Below are 22,448 nucleotides of genomic sequence, written 5' to 3'. Positions count from 1 at the left end.
CATGCTACACGTCACAACTTGACCAGCACGGCAACGAACATGTCGTCGGTGCCCATCCGATGATTCCACAGCTGAAGAGTACGGCCCGAATGTGAGCCTGAAACATACCCAGCAGAATCTGGAATATCAAGAGGTTCAGCGGAAAGTCGCTGTGCGAGGGCGACGGTGTCGACGAGTTCAACGGGCAGAGTGTTGAGCACATGCTCAACCTGATCGCGAGTCTCGGCGCGGTGCGGTGAGCAGGTGATGTACGTGACCGTTCCACCGGGTCGCACCAATTCGATCGCTCGCGTGAGTAATTCACGCTGAAGAGTCACAAGGTCATTGAGGTCTTCCAGTTGCCTGCGCCACCGCGACTCTGGTCGCCGACGCAGCGACCCCATTCCCGTACACGGGGCATCAACGATGACCCGGTCGAAGTCCCCCGGTGCCCATTGGCTTGTCTGCCCACCGAAGGAACGTCCATCGCCGGCAACAACGTGGACGTTGCTCAGTTGACGGGTTGCTCGCTCGACGAGGCGCGCCCGATGCGTGTGCATCTCGTTGGCAATGAGCTCGGCGCCACGAGAGGCACCAAGAGCACCCAGAAGGCTGGCTTTGCCCCCAGGTCCCGCGCACAGATCAAGCCACAAGCGGTCATTCCCTTCGATGGGAGCCTGGGCGGCGATGATCGCCGCAAGCTGGGAGCCTTCGTCTTGGGCTCCAGCAAGCCCCGAGCGCACGGACGGAAGAAGCGCAGGATCACCGTGTTCAAGAATCACCGCGTATTCACTCACTGCGCCCGGTGCCACACGTGTCTGAAGAATGTCCTCGGCTTCATCGGCCACATCAGCGGGATCAATGAGACCGGGGCGTGCAACGAGAGTCACCAAGGGCGCGTCGTTGTTACCTAAGAGCACAGCTCCCACTTCCTGCGCGTCGTAGCCGTGAGCAACGAGTGCGTCCTCGATGGCCCGCACGATCCACGTCGGATGAGAGGTCTGCACGCCGAGGCGTTCGTCAGGATCCTCGATAGCGTTGATCTGACTGTCGAGGTCGTCGCGGTCTTCACGGGTGATTGACCGAAGCACGGCGTTGACCATGCGAGTCGGCCCTTCCGTCAGGTGTTGTCGTGCAAGGTCAACGGTGGTTGACACGGCCGCATGATCGGGCACCCGCATGTCAAGAAGCTGATAGGTCCCCATCCGTAGGAGATCGATAACCATCGGATCGGTCTGTGTGATGTCACGTGTGAGAAAACGCTGGATCACCCAGTCAAGACGTCCCTGAGCTCGAAGCGTCCCATGAACCAGCTCGGACGTAAAAGCCGCGTCACGGGCATCAAAGTGTTCCTCACGGCGTATCTGGCGCAGTGCCTTCGTCAATGCGAGGTTGGCGTAGGCTCCGTCGCGCGACACCTGCGTGAGCACGTCAAAGGCAACGCGGCGCGGCGCGTCCGTGGTCTGGAGTTTGCGATATCCGTCGCGATAACTACGTGTCGCCACCGGTTATTCCCCCTGCCAATGTCCGAGCCGAGCGTCCTCATCAAGCCGCGCTCCCCTGGCCCATGCCGCCGCATCCATCCATCCTTTTCCTTCGGGAGCCACGCGTCCAAGCCGAAACGCTCCCTCCCCGCAGGAAACGAGGACCTCCCGCTTTGATATGTGAAGAGTCCCCGGGGCCCCGGTGACATCTGGGTGCTCAACAACTTCTCCGGATTCAAGTTTGAGGCGCTTGCCGTTGGGCATCGTCGTGTAGGCTCCCGGATTCGGTGTTACAGCACGAATCCGTTGGTCAACGGCAGCTGCGTCCTCGTCAAATGAAATGACACCATCAGCGCTGCTCAGGCGCGGAGCAAGCGGAACCACGGTGTCTTCGGGTATCACCTGAGCATGAGCACATGCCGTTCCCTCTTCGAGGGCATCGACGACTTCAATGATCTGCTGGGCTCCCGTCACTGCCATCGCGTCAAGGAGTTCACCCGATGTCATATGTCCGATATCCACCGGAAGTCGTGAGAAGACGGGGCCCGTATCAAGTCCGGTTTCGAGCTGGAAAACACTTGACGCCGTGGCGACCTCACCGTTGAGGATAGCTCGCTGAACAGGGGCTGCTCCTCGGTATTTCGGCAAATCGGAGAAATGCAGGTTAATCCATCCGTGCTGTGGCATATCAAGAACATCTGCGGGAACGAGGGCGCCGTAGGCCACAACGACTCCGAGGTCGGGGCCCGCAGCTGCGATGCGTTGGTGAATCTCCGGATCTTTGAGAGTTGAGGTTTCAATGAGAGGAATCTGAGCCTCAGTGGCAACCAGAGCCACGGGAGATGGTTTGAGGGTGCGTCCACGTCCTGAGCGAGCGGGCGGCCTGGTCACCACCGCAACGACGTCGTGATGGGAGGCGATCAACGCACGGAGCGTGGGGACCGCAGGTTCAGGTGTTCCAGCAAAAATGATACGCACAGTACCATTCTACGGGAGAGCCAGGGCACCAAGATCTTGAGAATTTCTCCTTCACCTGCTCACTCTTGGGCGTCACCACGATCGACGGATCCGATGATCAAGAAAATCCCCGAATACGGTTTCGGGAGGGGTGCTGTGGTCGTCGCGCGGGGGTTGACGAGGACGACCCAGTCAACTAGAAGAGTTCGGGTGGATTGACGGTGATTTTTACCAGCGGACTGCGTGTGGCTGCACGTTGACGTTGGATTTGAGCAAGCTGAGTCAATAGCTGGGGAGCTTGCGGATTTGCCACGCGAAGCAGCGTCCTGACCGTGACAACCGATGCGTCTCGCCGAGACTTCTGCTCGACCGTTCCAAGAATCTCAGCTGTCACCGAATCTGCGATCGAATGAACATCCCCTGCTGGACCGTCCAATGCAACGATCGTTGCCGCCGGGAAGAACCCGAGTTCGCGTCGTTCGTCAAGGAGTCGATGCGCAATGTCGACGGGATCCCATCGCACGAAAGCCTGACCGAGCGCCTGATCGATACGACCAACGATGAGCCCCGGAGCGTGGGGACGAAGCAGAGCGCAGGCGTTAAACCACCGACGTGCCGCTTCCTCTGGAGCCCACAATTCGGGTCTGCCGGCGATTGCCTGCGCATCGAGGATTAGGCCGGCAGCATAACCTCCACTGGCCGGCGGTTCGGCACCGGCTGTGGCCACCACAACGACGGGACGATTGTCAACGGGGTGTGTGATCCGGTGATCGGCTGTTGATGACAGGACACTGGTTCCGTTGAGGGCTCGTGCGATTTCTTGCGCAGTGCGTTCGGATCCGACTCTCACGGAACGCAAATGGTGTCCCCCGCAGCGAGGGCATGTCCAGTTAATGGCTTCACGAGCGCACCATCCGCATGTCATCCGTGAATCCGGCGTCAGTGATAACGGTCCCGAGCATGTGGAACACCGGGCAATTGTTCGACAAGTCTGGCACGACACAACGGGGAGGTAGCCAGCGGAAGCGACCTGAATGAGTACCGGACCGTCATCGAGTCCCCGACGAACGAGCCGCAATGCCGCTGAGGGAAGGCGTCCGTAACCGCCGGGTCCTTCCTGTGCAGCATCATCTTGTGTGAAGACGTTGATTCGAGGGACAACGGAACGTTGGAATCCTAGTTGCGGAGTCAGCGATACCGCCCACCCTGACTCAGCCAGGGCGTGAGCTTTCACCGACCGTGACCACGCTGCTGTGACAAGTGCGGCGTCCTCAAGAATGGAGCGTTGAATCGCCACGTCGAGAGCGTCGCATCGCGGTGCGCGCTGCTCCATCAGGCGATCATCTCCGTCATCCCACACAACAATGAGGCCAAGATTTCGCATCGGGGTCCAGACCGCAGAACGCGTGCCCACGATGACGCGGGAGACTCCCCGAATGCCATTGAGATACACCCGATAGCGCTCCGCGTCAGTTACCGCCGATCCCGTGAGCTCCACGGCAACGTCCAACGCGTCGGACAGAACGCCGTGGAGGTGGAGTGACAGGTCCGCCGTGGGGACAACAACGATGGCGTCACGCCCAGAGGTTAGACACGAACGCACAAGGTCGACAAGCATGGAATCGCGCGTCGGTGGCAGCGCCGTCCACACGGCCCGCGGTGATTCCCCCTGAGCGAGATGATGAATGAGGGCTTCCCCTGCCGGGTAGTACGACCAGCCAGATGGGAGGTCATCAGCGCCTGTTGCGCTGCGCGTCTCGGTGACCTGAGTGGGCTTCCCCACCGAACCGGCCCCACCGTCGTGACTGAGCCCCTGTGACAGTAGCTCTTTTTCAACTCCCGCAACGCGATGCGGAATGGCGAGGGAGAAAACCTGAGAGATCGTTGCAACGTTCCGATCTCCGATGCGGCGGGCAAGGTCAACAAGCTTTTCAGTGATGACGGGTGTTCGGGAAACAACCGAATCCACGCGGCGCAGCGCAATATCTGTTTCCATTGACGAACGCGATAGGATCCACCCGGTGTGGCGCCTTCCTGCCAGATGGATCCGCACGAGTCGTCCCGGCTGAGCTTCGGTGTCAAGCGCCGCAGGAATCTCGTAGTTCAACGGCTTGTCGAGGTGAGGAAGATCCGTATCAACGAGAACGTGGGCGCACTGGATGACGGTTCGGGCAGGCCCCAAACCCTCAAGCGCGTCCTGAATGACTTCCATAACTCCAGTGAATCAGACACCACTGGCAATTGCAGCATCTCGAAGAAAAACTGGGCAGACGCTCCGGTGTTCAGTAGCTATCCGAGAAGTTCAACGCCGTAACGCGCAACAACCATCGCGAGGATGATAAAAACGCCAAGCCCCCAGATTGCCCAGTCAAAGCCCTTTTCGACGAAGTGACGGACCTGTTCGGGCACGCGGATCACACCCTCTTTGACGTTGAGTCGAGTAAGACCCCCGAAGACCAGCGTCGTTGTGATCGTGATGAGGAGGCACCACGGACACAGCACCCGGATGACAAAATACGACTGAAGGAAAAGCCAGTACGCAAAGCCAAGTGCAACCGTGTACAAGAGGTTGACACAGATGAGGTACCAGCGAGGGAATCTGACTCCGGCGAAGAGAGCAACTGACACCGCAAGAACAACGGACTCGAAGAGAATACCGAGGAAAGCATTGGGGAAGCCCAGAACCTGAGCTTGAGGGGTCAGCGCAACCGCAGAACACGACAAGACCTGCGACACGTCGCAGGAAAAGGTGGTGGATGAGTCCTTTGCCAGCTGCCAGGCCTCAATCGACAGCACGAATGAAGCAACGAGCCCAATGATCCCAGAGATCGCCATTTCAGCCGCGGTGCGCCGCCGCCATGCCAACTCCGCAGCGGTGAGCGTGCTCATTGCAGCGCCTTTCGTAGGTCGTCAACGCGGGTCAACTGCTCCCAGGGGAACTGCTGACGTCCAAAATGCCCGTATGCCGCTGTGTCCGTGTAGATCGGGCGAAGGAGATCGAGGTCTTCGATCATGGCGCGAGGACGGAAGTCAAAAACCTCCTCAACTGCGGCAGCGATGGCCTCGTCGCTGGCAACTCCCGTGCCAAAAGTATCGACGTAGAGTCCCACAGGACGCGCCCGTCCGATCGCGTAAGCCACCTGCAATTCGCAACGCTGTGCAAGTCCGGCTGCAACAACATTCTTTGCTGCCCAGCGCGCCGCGTAGGCGGCCGAGCGGTCGACCTTCGACGGATCCTTTCCAGAAAAAGCACCGCCACCGTGACGTGCCATGCCGCCGTAGGTGTCAACGATGATTTTGCGTCCCGTGAGCCCAGCGTCCGCGGCCGGTCCGCCGAGAACGAAACGACCCGAGGGGTTGACCAGGAGCGTCATATCGTCCGTGGCAACCGGAAGATCAGCGCTGTCAAGAACCGGAGCAACAACGTACTGGCGGATCGCACTGTCAAGAGCCGCCTGGGAAAGCTCAGGGTCATGCTGCGTGGACAGCACGATCGTCTCGATGGACACCGGGCGTCCGTCCTCGTACCCGAAAGTGACCTGAGTCTTACCGTCGGGACGCAGGCCCTCCACCTCACCACTGTGACGAACCTCCGCGAGGCGACGGGCGAGCCTGTGCGCGAGCCAAATCGGTGCGGGCATGAGGTCGGGAGTGTCCGAGCAGGCGTAACCGAACATCAGGCCCTGGTCGCCTGCTCCCTGAGCATCCCGAGGATCCGTTGCTCCGTCAGAGCGCACCTCAAGGGCCGTGTCGACTCCGCCGGCAATATCGGGGCTTTGCTGCCCGATCGACACCGACACACCGCAGGACCCTCCATCGAAGCCCACGGCGGACGACGTGTAGCCGATTGCCATGATTTGCTCACGCACGATCTGGGGGATTTCCACATACCCGCTGGTCGTGACCTCGCCGGCAATATGAACCAGGCCCGTTGTGACCAAAGTTTCCACGGCGACGCGCGAATGCGGATCAACCTCAAGGAGGGCATCAAGGATCGAATCAGAAATTCGGTCGCTGACCTTATCGGGATGTCCCTCGGTAACAGATTCGGATGTTAGTAACTGAAGATGTCTCATCACTCAGATATCGTACCTAGACGCTGTGCAATTGCGGACATGAGGCACTCGGCAACAACGGATTTCGTTCCGCTGACCGTGGAAATGACCTGTCCTTCTCCAGACACCAGCGTCACGGAATTAGGAACGTCACCGAAACCGCGTCCCTGGCCTACAGGATTGATTGCCAGCAGGTCCGCTCCCTTTCGGCGAGCCTTCTCCATGCCTTTGCTCAGGACCTCGTCCTCTGTCCCTGTTTCCGCTGCAAAGCCAACGAGAACCTGGGGGCGTTCGGGGATGCGTGCGAGCGAGGCAAGGATATCGGTTGTTCGTTGAAGAATGATCGTTGGGGCTGACTCGTTGGCGGGATTCTTCTTGATCTTCTCTGTGGCAACCGTGACGGGTCTAAAGTCGGCAACAGCCGCGGCCATGATGACAACGTCGACGCCCCCGCGCACCAGCGCCAACATTTCCTTGTGAAGTTCGTCAGAACTCGTCACGCGGATCACTTTCACGGTGTCCGGGAGAGTCTCAAGCAATCCGTCGTCAATGTTCGCGGCAACAAGATCAACGTCTGCTCCACGCCGGGCCGCCTCACGGGCCAAGGCAATCCCCTGCCTACCGGAGGAGGAATTTCCGATGAACCTGACAGGATCGATGGCTTCGCGTGTTCCTCCCGCGCTAATAGCAACGCGTTTGCCCTTAAGCGAGGCAGCGTCATCCGCGGTTGGGAGCCGATCTTCCTCGTTGGGATCATCGTGATGGAGATTGACGAGGACGGCCTCGGCGATCACCTCGGGGTCAACCATGCGTCCAATTCCAACGTCTCCGGATCCAAGAGCGCCGGAGTCTGGCGGAAGAATCGTTAAGCCGCGGCCGCGAAGAACATCAATGTTGTCCCGTGTTGCGCGACTCTCCCACATATTCGTGTGCATTGCGGGGGCAAGCAGTACAGGACAGTCAGCGGCAAGAATCGTTGTTGTCAGCAGGTCGTCGGCCGCTCCGATGCGGATCCTGGCGATGAGATCGGCGGTCGCGGGGGCAACAACAATGAGATCAGCGATGCGTGCCAATTCAACGTGGTCTGCGCCGCCGGCTCCAAAGACATCCGTGCGGACAGGGGCGTCGGTGAGGCCCTCCCAGGTGGAGGCGCCAACGAAATGAAGAGATGCCGGAGTGGGAATGACGCGGACGTTGAGGCCCGAACGTTGGAGTGAGCGCACAAGGAGTGCGCTCTTATAGGCGGCGATGCCCGCACCGATGCCAACGATGACAGTACGGGCCATCGGCTCACGCCTCCGGTTCAGCTTCGAGAGACAGCATGCCTTCGTTGATTTCACGCAGGGCAATCGCCAGGGGCTTCTCGTCGGGTTCGGTTTCGACGACGGGGCCAACGAACTGAATCATGTTCTGTTCGAGCTGGAGATTGTAGGAATTGATCTGCCGGGCGCGACGTGCAGCAAAAATCACCAGCGCATATTTTGAGTCAACGTGCTCAAGCAAATCGTCGATCGGCGGGTAGGTGATGCCTTCAGGCTGTGCGACGATTCCGGACATTCGCTTCCTCCTCATAATTCGACCATGCGGCCACGGCTTTCGAGTCTACTCCAGGCCGATGATCCGGGCCAGAGTGGAAACGGTGGTGTCGAGGTCGTCATTGATCACAATCTCGTCGAATTCTTTCTGAGCGTCGAGTTCAATACGCGCAGTTTCGAGTCTGCGAGCCATTTGCTCTTCGCTTTCTGTTCCTCGTCCCTTGAGACGGGCAACAAGCTCTTCCCATGAGGGAGGGGCGAGGAAGACGAAGAGGGCATCTGGCAGTGTTTCGCGCACCTGTCGAGCGCCTGCAAGGTCGATTTCAAGGAGCACAGACTTCCCTTGGGAGATCGCCTCATCGATGGGTGGACGAGGCGTCCCGTAGAAGTTGCTTCCGTGGACCTCAGCCCATTCGAGCATGTTCCCGGAGTCGATGAGCTGTTGGAACTCATCGCGAGACACAAAAAGATAGTTGACTCCGTCAACTTCTCCTGGGCGTGGATTTCGAGTCGTCGCGGACACCGAAACCCACAGTTGGGGATAACGTTCGCGAAGCTTCGCGACGACGGTCCCCTTCCCTACTGCGGTCGGACCAACGAGGACAGTAATGTGCGCATCACTCATGCGCACCATACTGCCACTCGTCGATCTCATCTCTCGAATCGTTCGATGATCTTCTGCCGCTGGATGGGTCCGAGGCCGCGGATACGCCTCGACGCAACAATGTTGAATTCGTCGAGGAGTTTCGCTGCGGTTGTCGCGCCGACACGCGGAAGAGACTCCAGCATCGTGACGGCTTTCATCTTTGCGATGGCTTCGTCGTGTTCGGCGAGTTGGAAGACTTCGGAGACAGTCATCTGCCGATTCTTCAGCGCAGCCTTGACTTCGGCCCGTCGCTTACGCGCTTGCGTTGCCTTCTCTAACGCCTGTGCACGTTGTTGGGGTGTGAGTTCGGGTAGCACCATTTCTGAAGACTCCTCGCTGTGACTCGTCGGATGGAGAACAGAATGTCACCTTTCTCCGAAAAGTGTGGAGCGAAGAAACGTGTGTCTTCCCCTAGATTCCGGCTTTCCTGAGCGATTCGACAGCTTCGCGATATGCGTTTCTCAAACCTTCAACAGATGGTCCGCACCGAAGAATTGCGCGCGAGGACGAGGCAACCACGCGATCTGTGGCACCGGTGAAAATATCTCTGACCTGCGCCGCTTGCGCACCCTGAGCGCCGACACCGGGAGCCAGAATCGGGCCGTTCAGAGCCTGCACATCGACACCTAAATCAGTAATTGCGGAACCGACCGTTGCCCCGATAACAACACCAAAGGAGCCCATGTGATGTTGCTCATAGTTGGCATTGAATGAGGTGACCGTGTCAACAACCGAGACCGCGACAGCGGTCCCGTCCTCGCCCCGTGCATGCTGTACCGAGGCACCCTCCGGATTCGATGTCAACGCAAGAACAAAAATCCCACGCCCCGTTTGAGCTGCACGATCGAAAGCGGGCTTCAAGGAACCGACACCCAGATAGGGCGAAAGGGTCACAGCGTCACCGGCAAGAGGAGAACTGTCATCGAGGAAAGCCTGCGCGTAACCCTCCATCGTGGAGCCAATATCACCGCGCTTCGCATCAACAATGCACAGTGACCCGGCCTCGCGGCAGGCAGCGATCACTTCCTCAAGAACCGCAACGCCGCGCGAACCAAAACGCTCAAAAAAGGCAGATTGCGGCTTGAAAGCACCGACCTGCCCTCCCAAGGCATCAACAACTCTCAGGCCGAACTGACGTAGGCCCTCAACCGTGTCATCGAGTCCCCACTGGGCAAGCAGAGATGCATGCGGATCGATTCCAACGCACACGCTTCCATGCTCGCGCATCGACTGATAGAGGCGATCCCCAAATGGCATTGACGAGGTCATCTCAGTTCTCCTCCCGACGGTACACATCCCATTCCTGCAAGGACCGCACGCGGTATCGACCACGCAGACGCACCTCGATGGCCTGGACAGCCGCGTTGAAGGCCTGGAGCGTTGTAATGATCGTCCGATCACGAGACGTCGCTGCGGTACGAATCTGATACCCGTCGTGACGGTCCTCAGACTTTTGTGGCGTGTTGACAACAAGGTCAATGAGGTCATCGTGGATCAAATCGATGATCGTCGGTTCCCCATTCGGACCACGTCCCTGAGAGGTCTTACGGACAACCTGAGCGGGGATTCCATTACGCCTGAGCACCGAGGCGGTTCCCGCAGTTGCGTAGATGTGGAAACCCAGCTCCGCCATGCGGGCCGCCGGGAACACAATCGCTCGCTTATCGGAATCCGCAATGGAAATGAAGACCGTTCCCTCGGTTGGAAGTTCACCAAAGGCGCCCGACTGAGACTTTGCGAAAGCCGTGGGGAAATCGTAGTCAATTCCCATGACTTCACCTGTCGAACGCATTTCCGGGCCGAGGATTGTGTCGACCACGGTTCCATCGGTACGCGGGAACCGTCTAAACGGCAATACCGCTTCTTTGACCGCAATGGATGCGTGATCTGGGATCACACGCGCGTCCACCGCGGGCAGCACTCCCCTCACCCGCAAAGAGGCGATCGACTCACCCACCTGAATCATCGCCGCAGCCTTCGCAAGCTGCACCCCCGTTGCCTTTGACGCAAAAGGAACGGTTCGCGAGGCACGAGGATTCGCTTCGATGACATAGAGAGTGTCAGACAAGAGAGCGAACTGAATGTTGATCAGACCCCGGACACCGACTCCGCGGGCAATAAGCTCAGTGGAAGCGGTGATGCGTTGAAGCTCACGACCTGACAGAGTCATGGGGGGAAGAACACACGCTGAATCACCCGAGTGAATCCCCGCTTCCTCGATGTGCTCCATGATTGCGCCCATGAACAGGTCTGTGCCGTCATAGAGAGCGTCAACGTCGATTTCAATCGCAGCGTCAAGGAAGCGATCGATGAGCAGAGGACCTCGCTCAAAGAGGACGTCAAGATCTGGCCGATCGAGGTAGCGTTCCAGAGCTGATTCGTCGTTGACGATCTCCATTCCGCGACCGCCAAGAACAAAGGACGGACGAACGAGGACGGGATATCCGACCTTCGCAGCAACCTCCTTGACTGTCTGCGGCGTGTGGGCAACGTCATGAGCCGGTGCTGGGCATCCCGCCTGGGCGAGAACCTGACCAAATTCCTCACGGTCCTCGGCCAGCTCAATGGATTCTGGAGTCGTCCCCAGAATCGGCACCCCCGCAGCCTGGAGATCAGCTGCAAGAGACAGCGGAGTCTGACCACCGAGCTGAACGATCATTCCCTTGACAGGGCCAGCAAGGGATTCAGCCCGATAGATTTCGAGCACATCTTCAAGAGTCAAAGGCTCAAAATAGAGACGGTCGGAAATGTCGTAGTCCGTTGACACTGTCTCTGGATTGCAATTGACCATGATCGTGTCGAACATCTGCGACAAAGCCATCGTCGCGTGAACGCAGGAGTAGTCAAACTCAATTCCCTGACCAATCCTGTTGGGACCGGCACCGAGAATGATCACGGCTTCACGTTCGCGCGGGCTCACCTCAGTTTCAAGGTCGTAACAGGAATAGTGATAGGGAGTTTTCGCCGCGAACTCAGCAGAGCACGTATCCACCGTCTTGTAGACGGGATGCACCCCGAAGGCCAGACGGATTTCTCGGATCGTCTGCTCCGTCAGCCCTCTCATCGCTGCAATCTGCGCATCAGAGAACCCATGACGCTTCGCGTCAAGAAGAAGCTCACGACTCACCGACGACGCGTCAATGATGGTGGTGGCGATCTCGTTGAGAAGAACAATCTGATCAAGGAACCACGGGTCGATCTTCGTTGCGTTGAAGAGTTCGTCAATGGATGCACCACCCCGGAGTGCCTGCTGCACCTGAACAAGCCGGGACTCCGTGGGAGTTTGTGCCTGCTCGATGAGCCGCTCGACCTCGTCGCGGGTTGGAACTGGGCTATCCCAGTGGAACTGAACGCCTTTCTTATCAATTGAACGAAGCGCCTTTTGTAGGGCCTCCGTGAAGTTGCGACCGATAGCCATTGCTTCGCCCACAGCCTTCATTGACGTCGTGAGCGTCGGATCAGCCTCGGGGAACTTCTCAAAAGTGAAGCGGGGAACCTTGACAACAACGTAGTCAAGGGTCGGCTCAAAGGAAGCCGGCGTTGAGCCCGTAATGTCGTTGGGAATCTCGTCGAGGGTATATCCCGTTGCCAGACGCGCCGCAATTTTCGCAATGGGGAATCCCGTTGCCTTCGAGGCCAAAGCCGACGACCGAGAAACCCGAGGGTTCATCTCAATGACGATGATGCGCCCCGTATGAGGGTCAACGGCGAATTGGATGTTACACCCGCCCGTGTCCACACCGACCGCACGAATCACAGCGATACCGATGTCACGGAGCTTTTGCATCTCCCGGTCCGTCAGTGTCAACGCAGGGGCAACGGTGATTGAGTCCCCCGTGTGAACACCCACCGGGTCGATATTCTCAATGGAACAGACCACAACAACGTTGTCGGCCTTATCGCGCATGAGTTCGAGCTCGTATTCCTTCCACCCGAGAATTGACTCTTCAAGGAGCACCTCGGTGGTCAGCGAATCCTCAAGACCTTGACCGGCAATCCGATCAAGATCTTCAGGTGTGTAGGCGAAACCTGAACCTAAACCACCCATCGTGAAAGAGGGGCGGACGACGAGCGGATATCCGAGTTCCTCGGCGGCAGCGTGACATTCCTCAAGAGTGTGAGCAATAAACGACCGGGCAACCTCGGCCCCTGATTTCTCAACGATTTCCTTAAATTCCTCGCGGTCTTCACCTGCGCGGATTGCCTCGATTGAGGCACCGATGAGTTCAACGTTGTACGTGTCAAGAACTCCGCGTTCAGCCAGAGCCACCGCAGTGTTGAGTGCGGTCTGTCCGCCAAGAGTCGGCAGCAGAGCATCGGGACGTTCCTTGCGGATAATCTCAGTGACAACCTCCGGCGTGATCGGCTCAACGTAGGTTGCGTCGGCGATTTCGGGATCCGTCATGATCGTCGCGGGATTGGAATTGACGAGGACGACGCGGAGGCCCTCCTCTTTCAGGACGCGGCATGCCTGTGTTCCCGAATAATCGAACTCGCACGCCTGGCCGATAACGATCGGTCCCGAGCCGATCACGAGGACTGAGTGAAGATCTGTTCTCCGTGGCATCAGTGGGTCTCCTCAGGGGCCGTTTCAGTGGCCTTCTTATGCGCAATGAGTAGGTCGACGAAGCGGTCGAAGAGTGTTTCCCCGTCGTGGGGGCCGGCTGCCGCTTCGGGATGGTATTGAACAGAGAACGCGGGAATATCAAGGGCTTGCAATCCCTCGACAACTCCGTCATTGAGGCCAACATGACTGACCGTGACGCGTCCGTAGCGACCCGAATCAAAGGGTGACAGAGAGGGCTCGCCAACGGGTGCATCAACGGCGAATCCGTGGTTGTGAGCGGTAATTTGCACGCGACCACTGTCGATGTCTTTGACCGGCTGATTGATGCCGCGGTGACCAAAATCCAGCTTGTAGGTTCCGTATCCCAAGGCTCGCCCAAAAAGCTGGTGGCCAAAGCAAATCCCGAAGTAGGGCAGGCCCGCATCTAATACCGCGCGTAGCAATTCGATTTCATGCTCAGCGGTTGAGGGATCACCAGGGCCGTTGGAGAAGAACACCCCGTCAGGGTTCAAGGCCTGAATATCAGCGAAAGATACAGAGTTGGGAACCACGTGCACTTCGATGCCTCGTGCGGCCAGATGCTCAGGGGTACGTGATTTGATCCCTAAGTCAACGGCAACGATCCGCGCAAGAGGAGCACGCCCCTGGAACTCACCCGTCGGGGAAACAACGTAGGAATCAACGGTTGATACCTCCGACGCGAGGGCGGCCCCACTCATCTGCGGCTGATCAACAACGATCCGAACAAGAGCGTCACGAACTTGATCCGTCAAATACTCAGCTCCCGCGGGAAGAGCATCACCGGAGAAAATACCCGCACGCATAGCCCCGAAAGAACGAATGTGGCGGGTGATCGCACGAGTATCGACCTCGGCAATCCCCACAATCCCCTGGTCAACAAGTTCATCCTCAAGTTCGCGGCGCGCCCGCCAATTCGATGCGCGACGCGCAGGATCACGAACAACAAAACCGGCAACCCAGATGCGTCCCGACTCCGGGTCCTCATCGTTGACGCCCGTGTTACCGATATGGGGCGCCGTCATGACAACAATCTGGCGGTGATAGGACGGATCGGTCAGTGTCTCCTGATATCCGGTCATCCCCGTGGAGAACACAATCTCACCCAGAGAACGTCCGCGTCCGCCCCAGGCTCGGCCCTGGAAAACGGTGCCGTCCTCAAGGACAAGCAGGGCAATTTCGCTGGTCATCGGTCCTCCTTGGCGATTGGTGTTCCCGCTTCCACGGTCGCCTGACCGCGATGGAATGTGTAGAGCACCTGTCCGGGCAATTCCATTCCCCGGTACGGTGAATTTGTTGATCGCGTCCACTGCTGCTCAGGAACAACCCTTCGGCGCACTGAGGGATCAACGAGCGTCAGGTGAGCGGGTGCGCCCTCGACAATTCCCTGACCCTGGCTGGCCACGCGCCCAATGCGGGCGGGAGTTGTCGACATGACGCGAGCGACATCGGCCCACGTCAAACGGCCCGTTGAAACCATCGTTTCAATAAGGATCGGCAGTGCCGTTTCAAGTCCCGTCATTCCAAAGGACCCGGCCTGCCATTCGCAATCCTTCGACTCCAGCGGATGGGGCGCGTGATCCGTTCCGATAACGTCAATCGTTCCGTCTGCAAGCCCTTCGCGCACAGCTTCGACATCCTCTGCGGTGCGAAGAGGCGGATTCACCTTATACAGCGGATCGTAAGTCTCAGCGAGCTCTTCGGTCAGGAGTAGGTGATGAGGAGTCACTTCCGCGGTGACATTGACCCCCATGCGTTTACCCCAACGGATGAGGTCGACAGAACCCGCAGTTGACAGGTGGCACACGTGAAGACGTGAACCGACGTGCTTGGCGAGAAGAATATCTCGGGCGATGATCGCTTCCTCAGCGACCGCTGGCCAGCCGGCCAGTCCAAGCTCCCCCGACAGAGGAGACTCATTCATCTGGGCGCCATCGGTGAGCTGGGGATCCTGGGAATGCTGGGCAACTACCCCACCGAAGGTCTTGACATATTCAAGTGCACGACGCATGAGGACCGGGTCGGCAACGCATTTGCCGTCGTCAGAAAAAACCCTGACCTGCGCTCGCGAACTCGCCATCGCTCCCATCGCTGCAAGGTGCTGACCTGCCAGTCCCTCAGTTACAGCACCAACGGGACGGACTTCAACCCACCCGGCTTCTTCGCCGAGCTCCCACACCTGGTCAACAACGGAGGCGGTATCGGCAACGGGGTTTGTATTGGCCATCGCATGAACGGCCGTGTATCCACCGACCGCCGCAGCCCGCGTCCCCGTTTCAACGGTTTCGGCATCTTCTTGACCCGGTTGACGCAGATGAGTGTGCATATCAACGAGTCCGGGAAGAGCGATCAGCCCATCAGCATCAATCCGAAGGGGATCCTTGGCTTCGCGGGAAGCATCTGCTCCGAGGGCGCGAATTGTTCCACCGGACAGGAGAATATCGCTGCGACCTTCGCCGAGAATATCGGCCCCTGTGAGGAGAATGTCACGGATCATTGAATCAGTCACGGGAGGTTCCTTCCGGTGCGAGCAGGAGATAGAGGGCGGCCATGCGCACGCATACGCCGTTGGATACTTGCTCAACGACGACGGAGCGCGCAGAGTCAGCGGCCTCCGCACAGATTTCAAGCCCGCGGTTCATCGGGCCTGGGTGCATAACAACGGCATGTTCTGGGAGACGATCGAAACGTTGACGATCCAGCCCATAGGCCGCGTGGTATTCGCTCGGAGACGGGAAGAACCCTCCCCCGGCTGCGCTCATGCGTTCACGCTGAACACGCAGCATCATGATGGCATCGGGCTCAGTGCTGATCGCATGATCGAGGTCGTAGTCGATCTCGCAGGCCCACTGGTCTACGCCGACGGGCAGAAGTGTTGGAGGGGCAACGAGGGTGACATGTGCACCCAGAAGAGTCAGCAGGTCAACGTTGGATCGGGCAACCCGTGAGTGAAGAACATCGCCGACAATAACAACTCGGGCACCCTTGAGATCGGTTCCCGGAGCAACCGGGTCTGTGTTGGGATCCGATGCATCGCGACGGAAATGCCGCCGCAGGGTCATCGCGTCGAGGAGGGCTTGCGTGGGATGCTGATGCGTTCCATCACCAGCATTGAGCACCGGCAGGTTCATCCATCCAGCATGTGCGAGACGGTGCGCAGCCCCCGAGGAAGAGTGGCGAACGACAACGGCATCTGCTCCCATTGCTTGAAGAGTTAACGCGGTGTCTTTGAGAGATTCTCCCTTGGACACAGACGACCCCTTGGCGGAGAAATTAATCACGTCAGCGCTGAGTCGTTTCGCAGCCGCTTCAAATGACAAACGAGTACGGGTTGAATCCTCAAAGAAAAGGTTGACGACGGTGCGTCCATGAAGCGTCGGGAGTTTCTTGACTCGACGCGACTGGGTTGCCGCCATCTGTTCGGCCGTATCAAGAAGCGTAATGGCTTCGCGGTAGTCAAGATCCCGAATAGAAATCAGGTGCGTCAGACTCATCTCAGGCCTTCTTTCCCAGGACGACACTGTCGCGGCCATCCGTTTCATCCAGCAGGATTGTCACTGTTTCCTGGCGCGACGTCGGAAGATTCTTGCCAACATAGTCGGGACGGATCGGAAGCTCCCGGTGTCCCCGATCAACGAGGACGGCGAGCTGTACAGCTGCGGGCCGTCCAATACCTGATAGTGCATCAAGCGCGGCTTTAATTGTCCGCCCCGTGAAAAGCACATCGTCAACGAGGACAACTGTGCGCCCATCAATCCCCTCGTGCGGGATGTGTGTTTCATGGGGAGCACGTAGCGGCTGAGATGCGAGGTCGTCACGAAACATCGTTGTGTCGATGATCGCCAGGTCGAGGGTGGGCCCTCCGACCTCTCCAATTCTGCGGACGAGACGCCGCGCGAGAGTGGCGCCACGTGTGGGAATTCCCGCGATGACGAGGCCAGCTCCGCCCTCGTTCTTTTCGATGATCTCAAAAGCAATGCGCGTCAGAGAACGGGAAATATCTTCCGCACGGAGGACTTCTTTGCCCCCGGCTCCTCGCATATTGTGGACAGAGGTGCCCATCTCACTCTCCTTCCCCGCCTCTCTGGACGGTCATTAAAGGAATCGTTTCAGGTCAAGCCTACACACCTACACCGACGCTGAGGAACTTCTTCTCAGTCCGTTATCTCACGAAGTGATCGCAGCTTTTCGGCGTGTCGCGCATGATGGGGACGAGGACGAGGCCGACATCCCACAGCGAAGCCAGCATTTCCCGCTCAGAAACAGCTTGGCTGCGGGGACGATGATCCTCCTCCCACGTCTCATAAACGAAGCGGGGACGCAGAGCCTGACGACTCCACGCCCCCGCTGACCAAAAGATCTTGCGTAAACGAAACCCTACTTCACAAGATCTTCGGCGGTTGTGACAATGTTGTCCACCGTGATGCCGTTCATCTCAAGCAGCTCGCTGTACGTCGCCGACTGACCGAACTGATCCTGAATACCGATCTGTCGGACAATCGCTCCGCCTTCACGGGCAACAACCTGCGATACCGCAGCCCCAAGCCCGTGAACGATCGTGTGGTCCTCAACCGTGACGATCGCACCGAGTCCGATGCAGCGGCGCACCTCGTCCTCGTCAAGAGGCTTGATCGTGTGCATGTCCACAACGCGAGGGGAGATCCCACGTTCTTGAAGGATCGCTGCCGCTTCAAGCGCAAGTCGCACCGTGTCACCGTTAGCGATGATGGCAACGTCTGTGCCTTCTTCAAGGACTTTCGCTTTCCCGATCTCAAATTCCTCATCGGGACCGTAGATCGCTGGGACCGCGTCGCGTGTGAAACGCAGGAACATGGGGCCGTCCCAGTCCACAGATTCGCGGACGAGCTTGCGAGTGGCATTGGCATCAGCCGGCATGACAACCGTCATTCCGGGGAAGCCGCGCAGCGTTCCCATATCCTCGATGGCTTGGTGTGATCCGCCGTCGTTGCCCGGTGTCAGACCTCCGTGAGAGCAGGCGATCTTCACGTTGAGTTTGGGATAGCAGATCGACTGACGAATCTGCTCTGCCATACGCAAAGACCCAAAGACCGCATAGGTCACGACGTAGGGAATTTTGCCTGTCGTTGCCAGTCCCGCCGCAAGTCCCGCGCCGTTTTGTTCAGCAATTCCAACGTTAACGTGCTGGAGGGGCAGTTCTTGCGAGAAAGCCGTGGTCTGGCAGGACTTGGCGATGTCACAGTCAACAACATAGACCTCGGGGCGTTCCTTACCGATCGCGAGAATCTCCTCGCCGAAGGCCGCACGTGTGGGCAGCTGTTCCTCGTAGTTCGCTGAGTATTTCATGCCGTCAATCCCTCGTCGAGTTCCTTCATTGCCTGTTCGTATTGCTCAGTATTCGGTGCAGCCCCGTGCCATCCGGCGACATCTTCCATGAACGAAACACCGCGGCCTTTGATGGTCTTCAGGATCAGTGCCTTCGGCTTCCCATTAGCTAATGGGCGGAGCCGGTCAAACGCATCACTGATTGCCTGCATGTCATGACCATCGATGTATTCGACGTCGTAGCCAAAGGCCCCAAGCTTCTTCACGAAATCAAGATTGGGTGCAATTTCATCGCAGTGACCGTCAATCTGGAGGTTATTTTCATCAATGATGACGGTGAAGTTATCGAGGTGGTACGAGTGGGCGCTTTGGATGGCTTCCCACACCTGACCTTCCTGTGTTTCCCCATCCCCCAAAAGGGTGTAAACGCGTGAATCGCGTCCATCCCTCTTGAGTCCCAACGCCATTCCAACAGCCGCTGAAATACCCTGCCCCAGAGAGCCCGTTGAGATTTCAATACCGGGGCACTTCTTAGAATCCGGGTGTCCTTGGAAAGGCGAGCCCTTCTTCCTCAGTGTTTCGATTGTCTCCATAGGCACGTATCCGGTGAAGGCCAGAGCCGAATACAGGATCGGCGCAACATGCCCCTTGGAGAGGACGAAGCGGTCACGGTCGGGCCACTGGGGATTGAGCGGGTCATGACGCATCTCCCGGTAATAGAGATTCGTCACGACATCAGCGGCGGAAAGGGACCCTCCCGGATGCCCTGACTGCGCCTTATAGATCATATGAACGGCGGTTTTTCGCAGTTCTTTTGCATGTTCTTTGAGCTCATCAACGGTGATTGATTGAGTCATGGTCTCTTTTCTTCCTTCTGACAAGAGGTGTTTCGTCTGCGGGCAGCTTCGATAGTGAATTCGTCACTGTGGACGGCTTCGTTAGGTCGTTGGGATCAACATGAGGCCGGGGGCAAATGCAACAACGAGGACGAAGAGGATAATCAGGACGTAGAACAGAAGCAGTTCGCGCGTGACCTTATTGATCCCAACACGCCCAAGGCCTGCCGAAATGTAGAGCGTCGTCCCAACCGGAGGTGTGTACAACCCCATCGCGAGCGTGCACACCATGAGGATGCCGAGGTGGATTGTCCCCATCCCGATGGCGTGAGCCAGCGGAAGCAAAACCGGTGTGAGCAGGAGAATCGCAGGTGACATATCCAAGAACATGCCCGTGATAATGAGGATCAGCACGATGAACAGCACAATGAGGTAGTAGTTGTCCGTTGTGCTCAACAGCGATGTCGCGAGCTTCTGCGGAGCTTCCTGAATCGTGAGCAGCCACGACAGCGCCGAAGAGAACATGATGAGGATCATGACAACTGCCGTTGACGCCGCAGACTCGGCAATCGAGCGCATAAAGGACTTCCACGTCAGGTCGCGATACATCGTCACTCGAATGAGGAGTGCGTAGACCGCCGCGAGGACAGACACCTCGGTCACCGTTGCTGTTCCCGTGAAGAGGAACACGCGAATGAGGATCACGGGAATAAGGATCGCCGGGGTTGCGATCAGGAGATCAATGAGGAGTTTCTTGAGCGTGAGCTTGGCGCGCACGCGCGGATAGTTGTGTTTCCATGCCACGAACCAGCAGGCAAACATCAGTGCGATACCCATGATGATGCCGGGGATCAGGCCTGCATTGAAGACGGCGGCAACGGATGCTCCGGAAGCGGCAGAGAAAAGGATCATCGGGATCGAGGGCGGAATAATGATTCCGAGCACCGAGCTTGAGGCGTTGACCGCGGCTCCGTACTGTGCCGGATACCCGAGCTTCTTCGTCCACGGGATCATCACTTTTCCAAGACCCGTGGCATCGGCGACAGCAGATCCAGAAACACCAGCGAAGACCGCGTTCGTCAAGACCGAGGTCATACCGACGCCACCGCGGAAACGTCCGACAAGGCGTGTGGCAAGCCCGATGACCTGCGCCCCGAGTCTGCCCGAAAAGAGCAGGTCTGCTGTGAGGATGAAGAAAGGAATCGCGAGCATTGAGTATTCGGTTGCTCCTGCGAATGATTGCTGCGAGAGAGCTTCCATCGGCAGCGACCCAATGGCAAAGAGTCCAACAACACTTCCGGCGATCACTGAGAACGCAACGGGAACTCCCAGAAGGAGAAGTCCGATAAAGACAACAATGGCAAGGAGTACCTCAATCATCGGTCGTCCTCCTTATCGGACTGTTCACGTTCTTCTTCACTGATTTCAATCGTGTGTAGCGCACCGTCGCGGTGGAAGAACCATGCGCGGGCGGCAGCTTGGATTCCCAAGCACGCGGTCATGACGATGAATGAGCTGAAGCTTCCCAGCTGTGGCCATCCCATAATCGGAGTCACCTGCTGCCCCATCGGTCCAATCATGTAAATGCCCAGATACGTCAGGTAGAACATGAGGATTGCGACGAAGACCCAGATGGCAACGGATGCCCTCTGAAAGGCCTTTCCTTTGAGTTTTTCGAGGAAGAAGTTCACTCCAACGTGCGCCATTTGTGCCTGGGCAATGACGGCTCCCGAAGCAATCAGCCAAGGGAGGAAATAGCTTGGCCCCTCGGATGCCAGATCAAGGGATGAGTTAAAGACGTAACGCATGACCACGGAAGTTGTCACAAGGACGAGCATGATGATGGTCAACGCACCGGCACACCACGATGCGACCTTCAAGAAAACAGCGTTGACGGGATCGGTCGCGGTGAGAGGTTCGTCAAGAACATTTTGCGTATCGAGTTTCGCCAGATCGTCCTCGGTAATAACCGCTGGTTGCGTTGACGTTTCTGGTGGATGAGCGGTCGTCATTGATCGCTTCCCTTCATATATTGCAGACGGGATTCTTCCGCCTTCTTCATAATCAAGGCGTAGAACTCCGGATACTGAGCCTCCCACTGCGCGTAGACGGGTTCAGTCGCTGCGCGGAATGCTTCCTTGTCGGGGTGGGTGACGGTTAAGGACTTCTCAAACTCTTCATAGATTTCCGAGGTTTGAGTCGTCATGAGCTCACGCTGATATTCGCGTGCCTCATCGGCCGCTTCTTCGATGATTGTGCGTTGCTCCGGGGTTAGTCGCGCCCACCGGCTTGTTGAAACCAAGAACGGGTTGGTTTCGTATTTGTGTCCGGTAACAGCCAGGTGGGGTTGAACTTCGTTGAGTTTGGAACTCTTGATGTTGACGACCGGGTTTTCCTGACCGTCAACCGCACCGGTTTTGAGTGCAAGATAGAGCTCGCCAAATGCCAGAGGAGTCGGATTCGCTTGAAGCTGCTTGAAGATCGCGATCGTCATCACGTCATCAGGGGTGCGAATTTTCAATCCTTTCAGGTCCTCGGGAGAATTGATTTCTCGCTTGGAATTCGACAGATCCCGCATCCCGTTATCCCAGAATCCCAGAACGTGGAAACCGCTTTTTTCTGCGGCATCCGCAAGGTAGTTCTCGACTTCGGGATCATCAACGGTGGCGTAGGCAATCTGAGTATTCTCAAAAAGGAAGGGAAGGCCGATCAGTGAGGTTTCCGGCACGTATGCAGCAAAGGATCCCTGTGAGTTGATCGTCATATCCAACGTGCCAGCGGCTACAGAAACCATCATCTCCGAGTCGGATCCAACGGTTTCCTGTCCAAGAATCTGAACGTCAATCGTGTTATTCGATTTCTTTTCAACAAGTTCCTCGAACTTCAGTGCCGCATCTGAACGGGGATTTCCCGGAGCGGCTCCGTGACCGAGAATGAGCCGAATAGAACTCGTGGGGCGCGGTCCTGATCCCCCTGCACACCCGGCGAGAAGCGCCAGTGCAGCAACCCCCGCTGTCATGGCGCACATCAATCGTCGCGTCTTCATGCGTAAGACTCCTGAGTCAAT

General features: G+C 57.8%; 20 protein-coding genes. All 20 read right to left on the bottom strand.

Annotated features, from left to right (window positions below):
* Nucleotides 1-11: 11 nt before the first annotated feature.
* Nucleotides 12-1,484, bottom strand: coding sequence for a transcription antitermination factor NusB (locus tag G7Y41_RS04750; RefSeq protein ID WP_165315335.1), 1,473 nt, complete (start codon nucleotides 1,482-1,484; stop codon nucleotides 12-14).
* 3 nt (nucleotides 1,485-1,487) lie between these two features.
* Nucleotides 1,488-2,441, bottom strand: coding sequence for a methionyl-tRNA formyltransferase (gene fmt, locus G7Y41_RS04745; protein WP_165315334.1), 954 nt, complete (start codon nucleotides 2,439-2,441; stop codon nucleotides 1,488-1,490).
* A 175-nt stretch (nucleotides 2,442-2,616) separates the two neighbouring features.
* Nucleotides 2,617-4,632 (bottom strand): primosomal protein N' family DNA-binding protein, encoded by a 2,016-nt coding sequence (locus G7Y41_RS04740; RefSeq protein WP_165315333.1) that lies wholly within the window; start codon nucleotides 4,630-4,632, stop codon nucleotides 2,617-2,619.
* Between the two features lie 77 nt (nucleotides 4,633-4,709).
* Nucleotides 4,710-5,309 carry a vitamin K epoxide reductase family protein gene (locus tag G7Y41_RS04735; protein WP_231367378.1) on the bottom strand — a complete coding sequence of 200 codons (600 nt, stop codon included), beginning with the start codon at nucleotides 5,307-5,309 and terminating at the stop codon, nucleotides 4,710-4,712.
* Complete coding sequence (gene metK, locus G7Y41_RS04730; RefSeq protein WP_165315446.1) at nucleotides 5,306-6,496, bottom strand: methionine adenosyltransferase; 1,191 nt, start codon at nucleotides 6,494-6,496, stop codon at nucleotides 5,306-5,308. Before metK ends, G7Y41_RS04735 begins: the two co-directional genes overlap by 4 nt.
* Nucleotides 6,496-7,761, bottom strand: a complete 1,266-nt coding sequence (gene coaBC, locus G7Y41_RS04725; protein WP_165315332.1) for a bifunctional phosphopantothenoylcysteine decarboxylase/phosphopantothenate--cysteine ligase CoaBC — start codon at nucleotides 7,759-7,761, stop codon at nucleotides 6,496-6,498. The genes metK and coaBC overlap by 1 nt, the downstream gene beginning before the upstream one ends.
* A gap of 4 nt (nucleotides 7,762-7,765) precedes the next feature.
* On the bottom strand, nucleotides 7,766-8,032 hold the full coding sequence (gene rpoZ / locus G7Y41_RS04720; RefSeq protein ID WP_165214634.1) for a DNA-directed RNA polymerase subunit omega: 267 nt from the start codon (nucleotides 8,030-8,032) through the stop codon (nucleotides 7,766-7,768).
* A 45-nt stretch (nucleotides 8,033-8,077) separates the two neighbouring features.
* Entirely contained in the window at nucleotides 8,078-8,635 is a 558-nt protein-coding gene (gene gmk / locus G7Y41_RS04715; RefSeq protein ID WP_165214631.1) for a guanylate kinase, read from the bottom strand.
* 26 nt (nucleotides 8,636-8,661) lie between these two features.
* On the bottom strand, nucleotides 8,662-8,976 hold the full coding sequence (mihF, locus tag G7Y41_RS04710) for an integration host factor, actinobacterial type (protein ID WP_165214628.1): 315 nt from the start codon (nucleotides 8,974-8,976) through the stop codon (nucleotides 8,662-8,664).
* 91 nt (nucleotides 8,977-9,067) lie between these two features.
* Nucleotides 9,068-9,925: an orotidine-5'-phosphate decarboxylase gene (gene pyrF / locus G7Y41_RS04705; protein ID WP_165315331.1), complete on the bottom strand. Its 858-nt coding sequence runs from the start codon at nucleotides 9,923-9,925 to the stop codon at nucleotides 9,068-9,070.
* A 1-nt stretch (nucleotide 9,926) separates the two neighbouring features.
* Complete coding sequence (gene carB, locus G7Y41_RS04700) at nucleotides 9,927-13,223, bottom strand: carbamoyl-phosphate synthase large subunit (RefSeq protein ID WP_165315330.1); 3,297 nt, start codon at nucleotides 13,221-13,223, stop codon at nucleotides 9,927-9,929.
* Nucleotides 13,223-14,431: a glutamine-hydrolyzing carbamoyl-phosphate synthase small subunit gene (gene carA / locus G7Y41_RS04695; protein ID WP_165214619.1), complete on the bottom strand. Its 1,209-nt coding sequence runs from the start codon at nucleotides 14,429-14,431 to the stop codon at nucleotides 13,223-13,225. Before carA ends, carB begins: the two co-directional genes overlap by 1 nt.
* Nucleotides 14,428-15,738 carry a dihydroorotase gene (locus tag G7Y41_RS04690; RefSeq protein WP_165315445.1) on the bottom strand — a complete coding sequence of 437 codons (1,311 nt, stop codon included), beginning with the start codon at nucleotides 15,736-15,738 and terminating at the stop codon, nucleotides 14,428-14,430. The genes carA and G7Y41_RS04690 overlap by 4 nt, the downstream gene beginning before the upstream one ends.
* Nucleotides 15,739-15,742: 4 nt before the next feature.
* Nucleotides 15,743-16,735 (bottom strand): aspartate carbamoyltransferase catalytic subunit, encoded by a 993-nt coding sequence (locus G7Y41_RS04685; protein WP_165315329.1) that lies wholly within the window; start codon nucleotides 16,733-16,735, stop codon nucleotides 15,743-15,745.
* Between the two features lies 1 nt (nucleotide 16,736).
* On the bottom strand, nucleotides 16,737-17,303 hold the full coding sequence (gene pyrR / locus G7Y41_RS04680) for a bifunctional pyr operon transcriptional regulator/uracil phosphoribosyltransferase PyrR (protein ID WP_165315328.1): 567 nt from the start codon (nucleotides 17,301-17,303) through the stop codon (nucleotides 16,737-16,739).
* A 315-nt stretch (nucleotides 17,304-17,618) separates the two neighbouring features.
* Nucleotides 17,619-18,566 (bottom strand): transketolase family protein, encoded by a 948-nt coding sequence (locus G7Y41_RS04675; RefSeq protein WP_165315327.1) that lies wholly within the window; start codon nucleotides 18,564-18,566, stop codon nucleotides 17,619-17,621.
* Entirely contained in the window at nucleotides 18,563-19,402 is an 840-nt protein-coding gene (locus G7Y41_RS04670; RefSeq protein ID WP_165315326.1) for a transketolase, read from the bottom strand. The genes G7Y41_RS04675 and G7Y41_RS04670 overlap by 4 nt, the downstream gene beginning before the upstream one ends.
* Before the next feature lie 81 nt (nucleotides 19,403-19,483).
* Nucleotides 19,484-20,761 (bottom strand): TRAP transporter large permease, encoded by a 1,278-nt coding sequence (locus tag G7Y41_RS04665; protein WP_165315325.1) that lies wholly within the window; start codon nucleotides 20,759-20,761, stop codon nucleotides 19,484-19,486.
* Nucleotides 20,758-21,393 (bottom strand): TRAP transporter small permease, encoded by a 636-nt coding sequence (locus G7Y41_RS04660; RefSeq protein WP_165315324.1) that lies wholly within the window; start codon nucleotides 21,391-21,393, stop codon nucleotides 20,758-20,760. Before G7Y41_RS04660 ends, G7Y41_RS04665 begins: the two co-directional genes overlap by 4 nt.
* Nucleotides 21,390-22,427, bottom strand: coding sequence for a TRAP transporter substrate-binding protein (locus G7Y41_RS04655; protein WP_165214601.1), 1,038 nt, complete (start codon nucleotides 22,425-22,427; stop codon nucleotides 21,390-21,392). The genes G7Y41_RS04660 and G7Y41_RS04655 overlap by 4 nt, the downstream gene beginning before the upstream one ends.
* Nucleotides 22,428-22,448 lie beyond the last annotated feature (21 nt).

This window comes from Schaalia sp. ZJ405 (assembly GCF_011038885.2).
Taxonomy (GTDB): Bacteria; Actinomycetota; Actinomycetes; order Actinomycetales; family Actinomycetaceae; genus Pauljensenia.
The sequence above is the reverse complement of the archived record's forward strand: the minus strand, read 5'-3'. Positions and strand labels throughout refer to the sequence as shown.

Bases quoted from the DNA above. Each gene is read 5' to 3' on its own strand.
- G7Y41_RS04740 (WP_165315333.1), bottom strand. From the start codon at position 4,632: ATGGAAGTCATTCAGGACGCGCTTGAGGGTTTGGGGCCTGCCCGAACC.
- G7Y41_RS04735 (WP_231367378.1), bottom strand. From the start codon at position 5,309: ATGAGCACGCTCACCGCTGCGGAGTTGGCATGGCGGCGGCGCACCGCG.
- metK (WP_165315446.1), bottom strand. From the start codon at position 6,496: ATGAGACATCTTCAGTTACTAACATCCGAATCTGTTACCGAGGGACAT.
- coaBC (WP_165315332.1), bottom strand. From the start codon at position 7,761: ATGGCCCGTACTGTCATCGTTGGCATCGGTGCGGGCATCGCCGCCTAT.
- rpoZ (WP_165214634.1), bottom strand. From the start codon at position 8,032: ATGTCCGGAATCGTCGCACAGCCTGAAGGCATCACCTACCCGCCGATC.
- gmk (WP_165214631.1), bottom strand. From the start codon at position 8,635: ATGAGTGATGCGCACATTACTGTCCTCGTTGGTCCGACCGCAGTAGGG.
- mihF (WP_165214628.1), bottom strand. From the start codon at position 8,976: ATGGTGCTACCCGAACTCACACCCCAACAACGTGCACAGGCGTTAGAG.
- pyrF (WP_165315331.1), bottom strand. From the start codon at position 9,925: ATGACCTCGTCAATGCCATTTGGGGATCGCCTCTATCAGTCGATGCGC.
- carB (WP_165315330.1), bottom strand. From the start codon at position 13,223: ATGCCACGGAGAACAGATCTTCACTCAGTCCTCGTGATCGGCTCGGGA.
- carA (WP_165214619.1), bottom strand. From the start codon at position 14,431: ATGACCAGCGAAATTGCCCTGCTTGTCCTTGAGGACGGCACCGTTTTC.
- G7Y41_RS04690 (WP_165315445.1), bottom strand. From the start codon at position 15,738: ATGATCCGTGACATTCTCCTCACAGGGGCCGATATTCTCGGCGAAGGT.
- G7Y41_RS04685 (WP_165315329.1), bottom strand. From the start codon at position 16,735: ATGAGTCTGACGCACCTGATTTCTATTCGGGATCTTGACTACCGCGAA.
- pyrR (WP_165315328.1), bottom strand. From the start codon at position 17,303: ATGGGCACCTCTGTCCACAATATGCGAGGAGCCGGGGGCAAAGAAGTC.
- G7Y41_RS04675 (WP_165315327.1), bottom strand. From the start codon at position 18,566: ATGAAATACTCAGCGAACTACGAGGAACAGCTGCCCACACGTGCGGCC.
- G7Y41_RS04670 (WP_165315326.1), bottom strand. From the start codon at position 19,402: ATGACTCAATCAATCACCGTTGATGAGCTCAAAGAACATGCAAAAGAA.
- G7Y41_RS04665 (WP_165315325.1), bottom strand. From the start codon at position 20,761: ATGATTGAGGTACTCCTTGCCATTGTTGTCTTTATCGGACTTCTCCTT.
- G7Y41_RS04660 (WP_165315324.1), bottom strand. From the start codon at position 21,393: ATGACGACCGCTCATCCACCAGAAACGTCAACGCAACCAGCGGTTATT.
- G7Y41_RS04655 (WP_165214601.1), bottom strand. From the start codon at position 22,427: ATGAAGACGCGACGATTGATGTGCGCCATGACAGCGGGGGTTGCTGCA.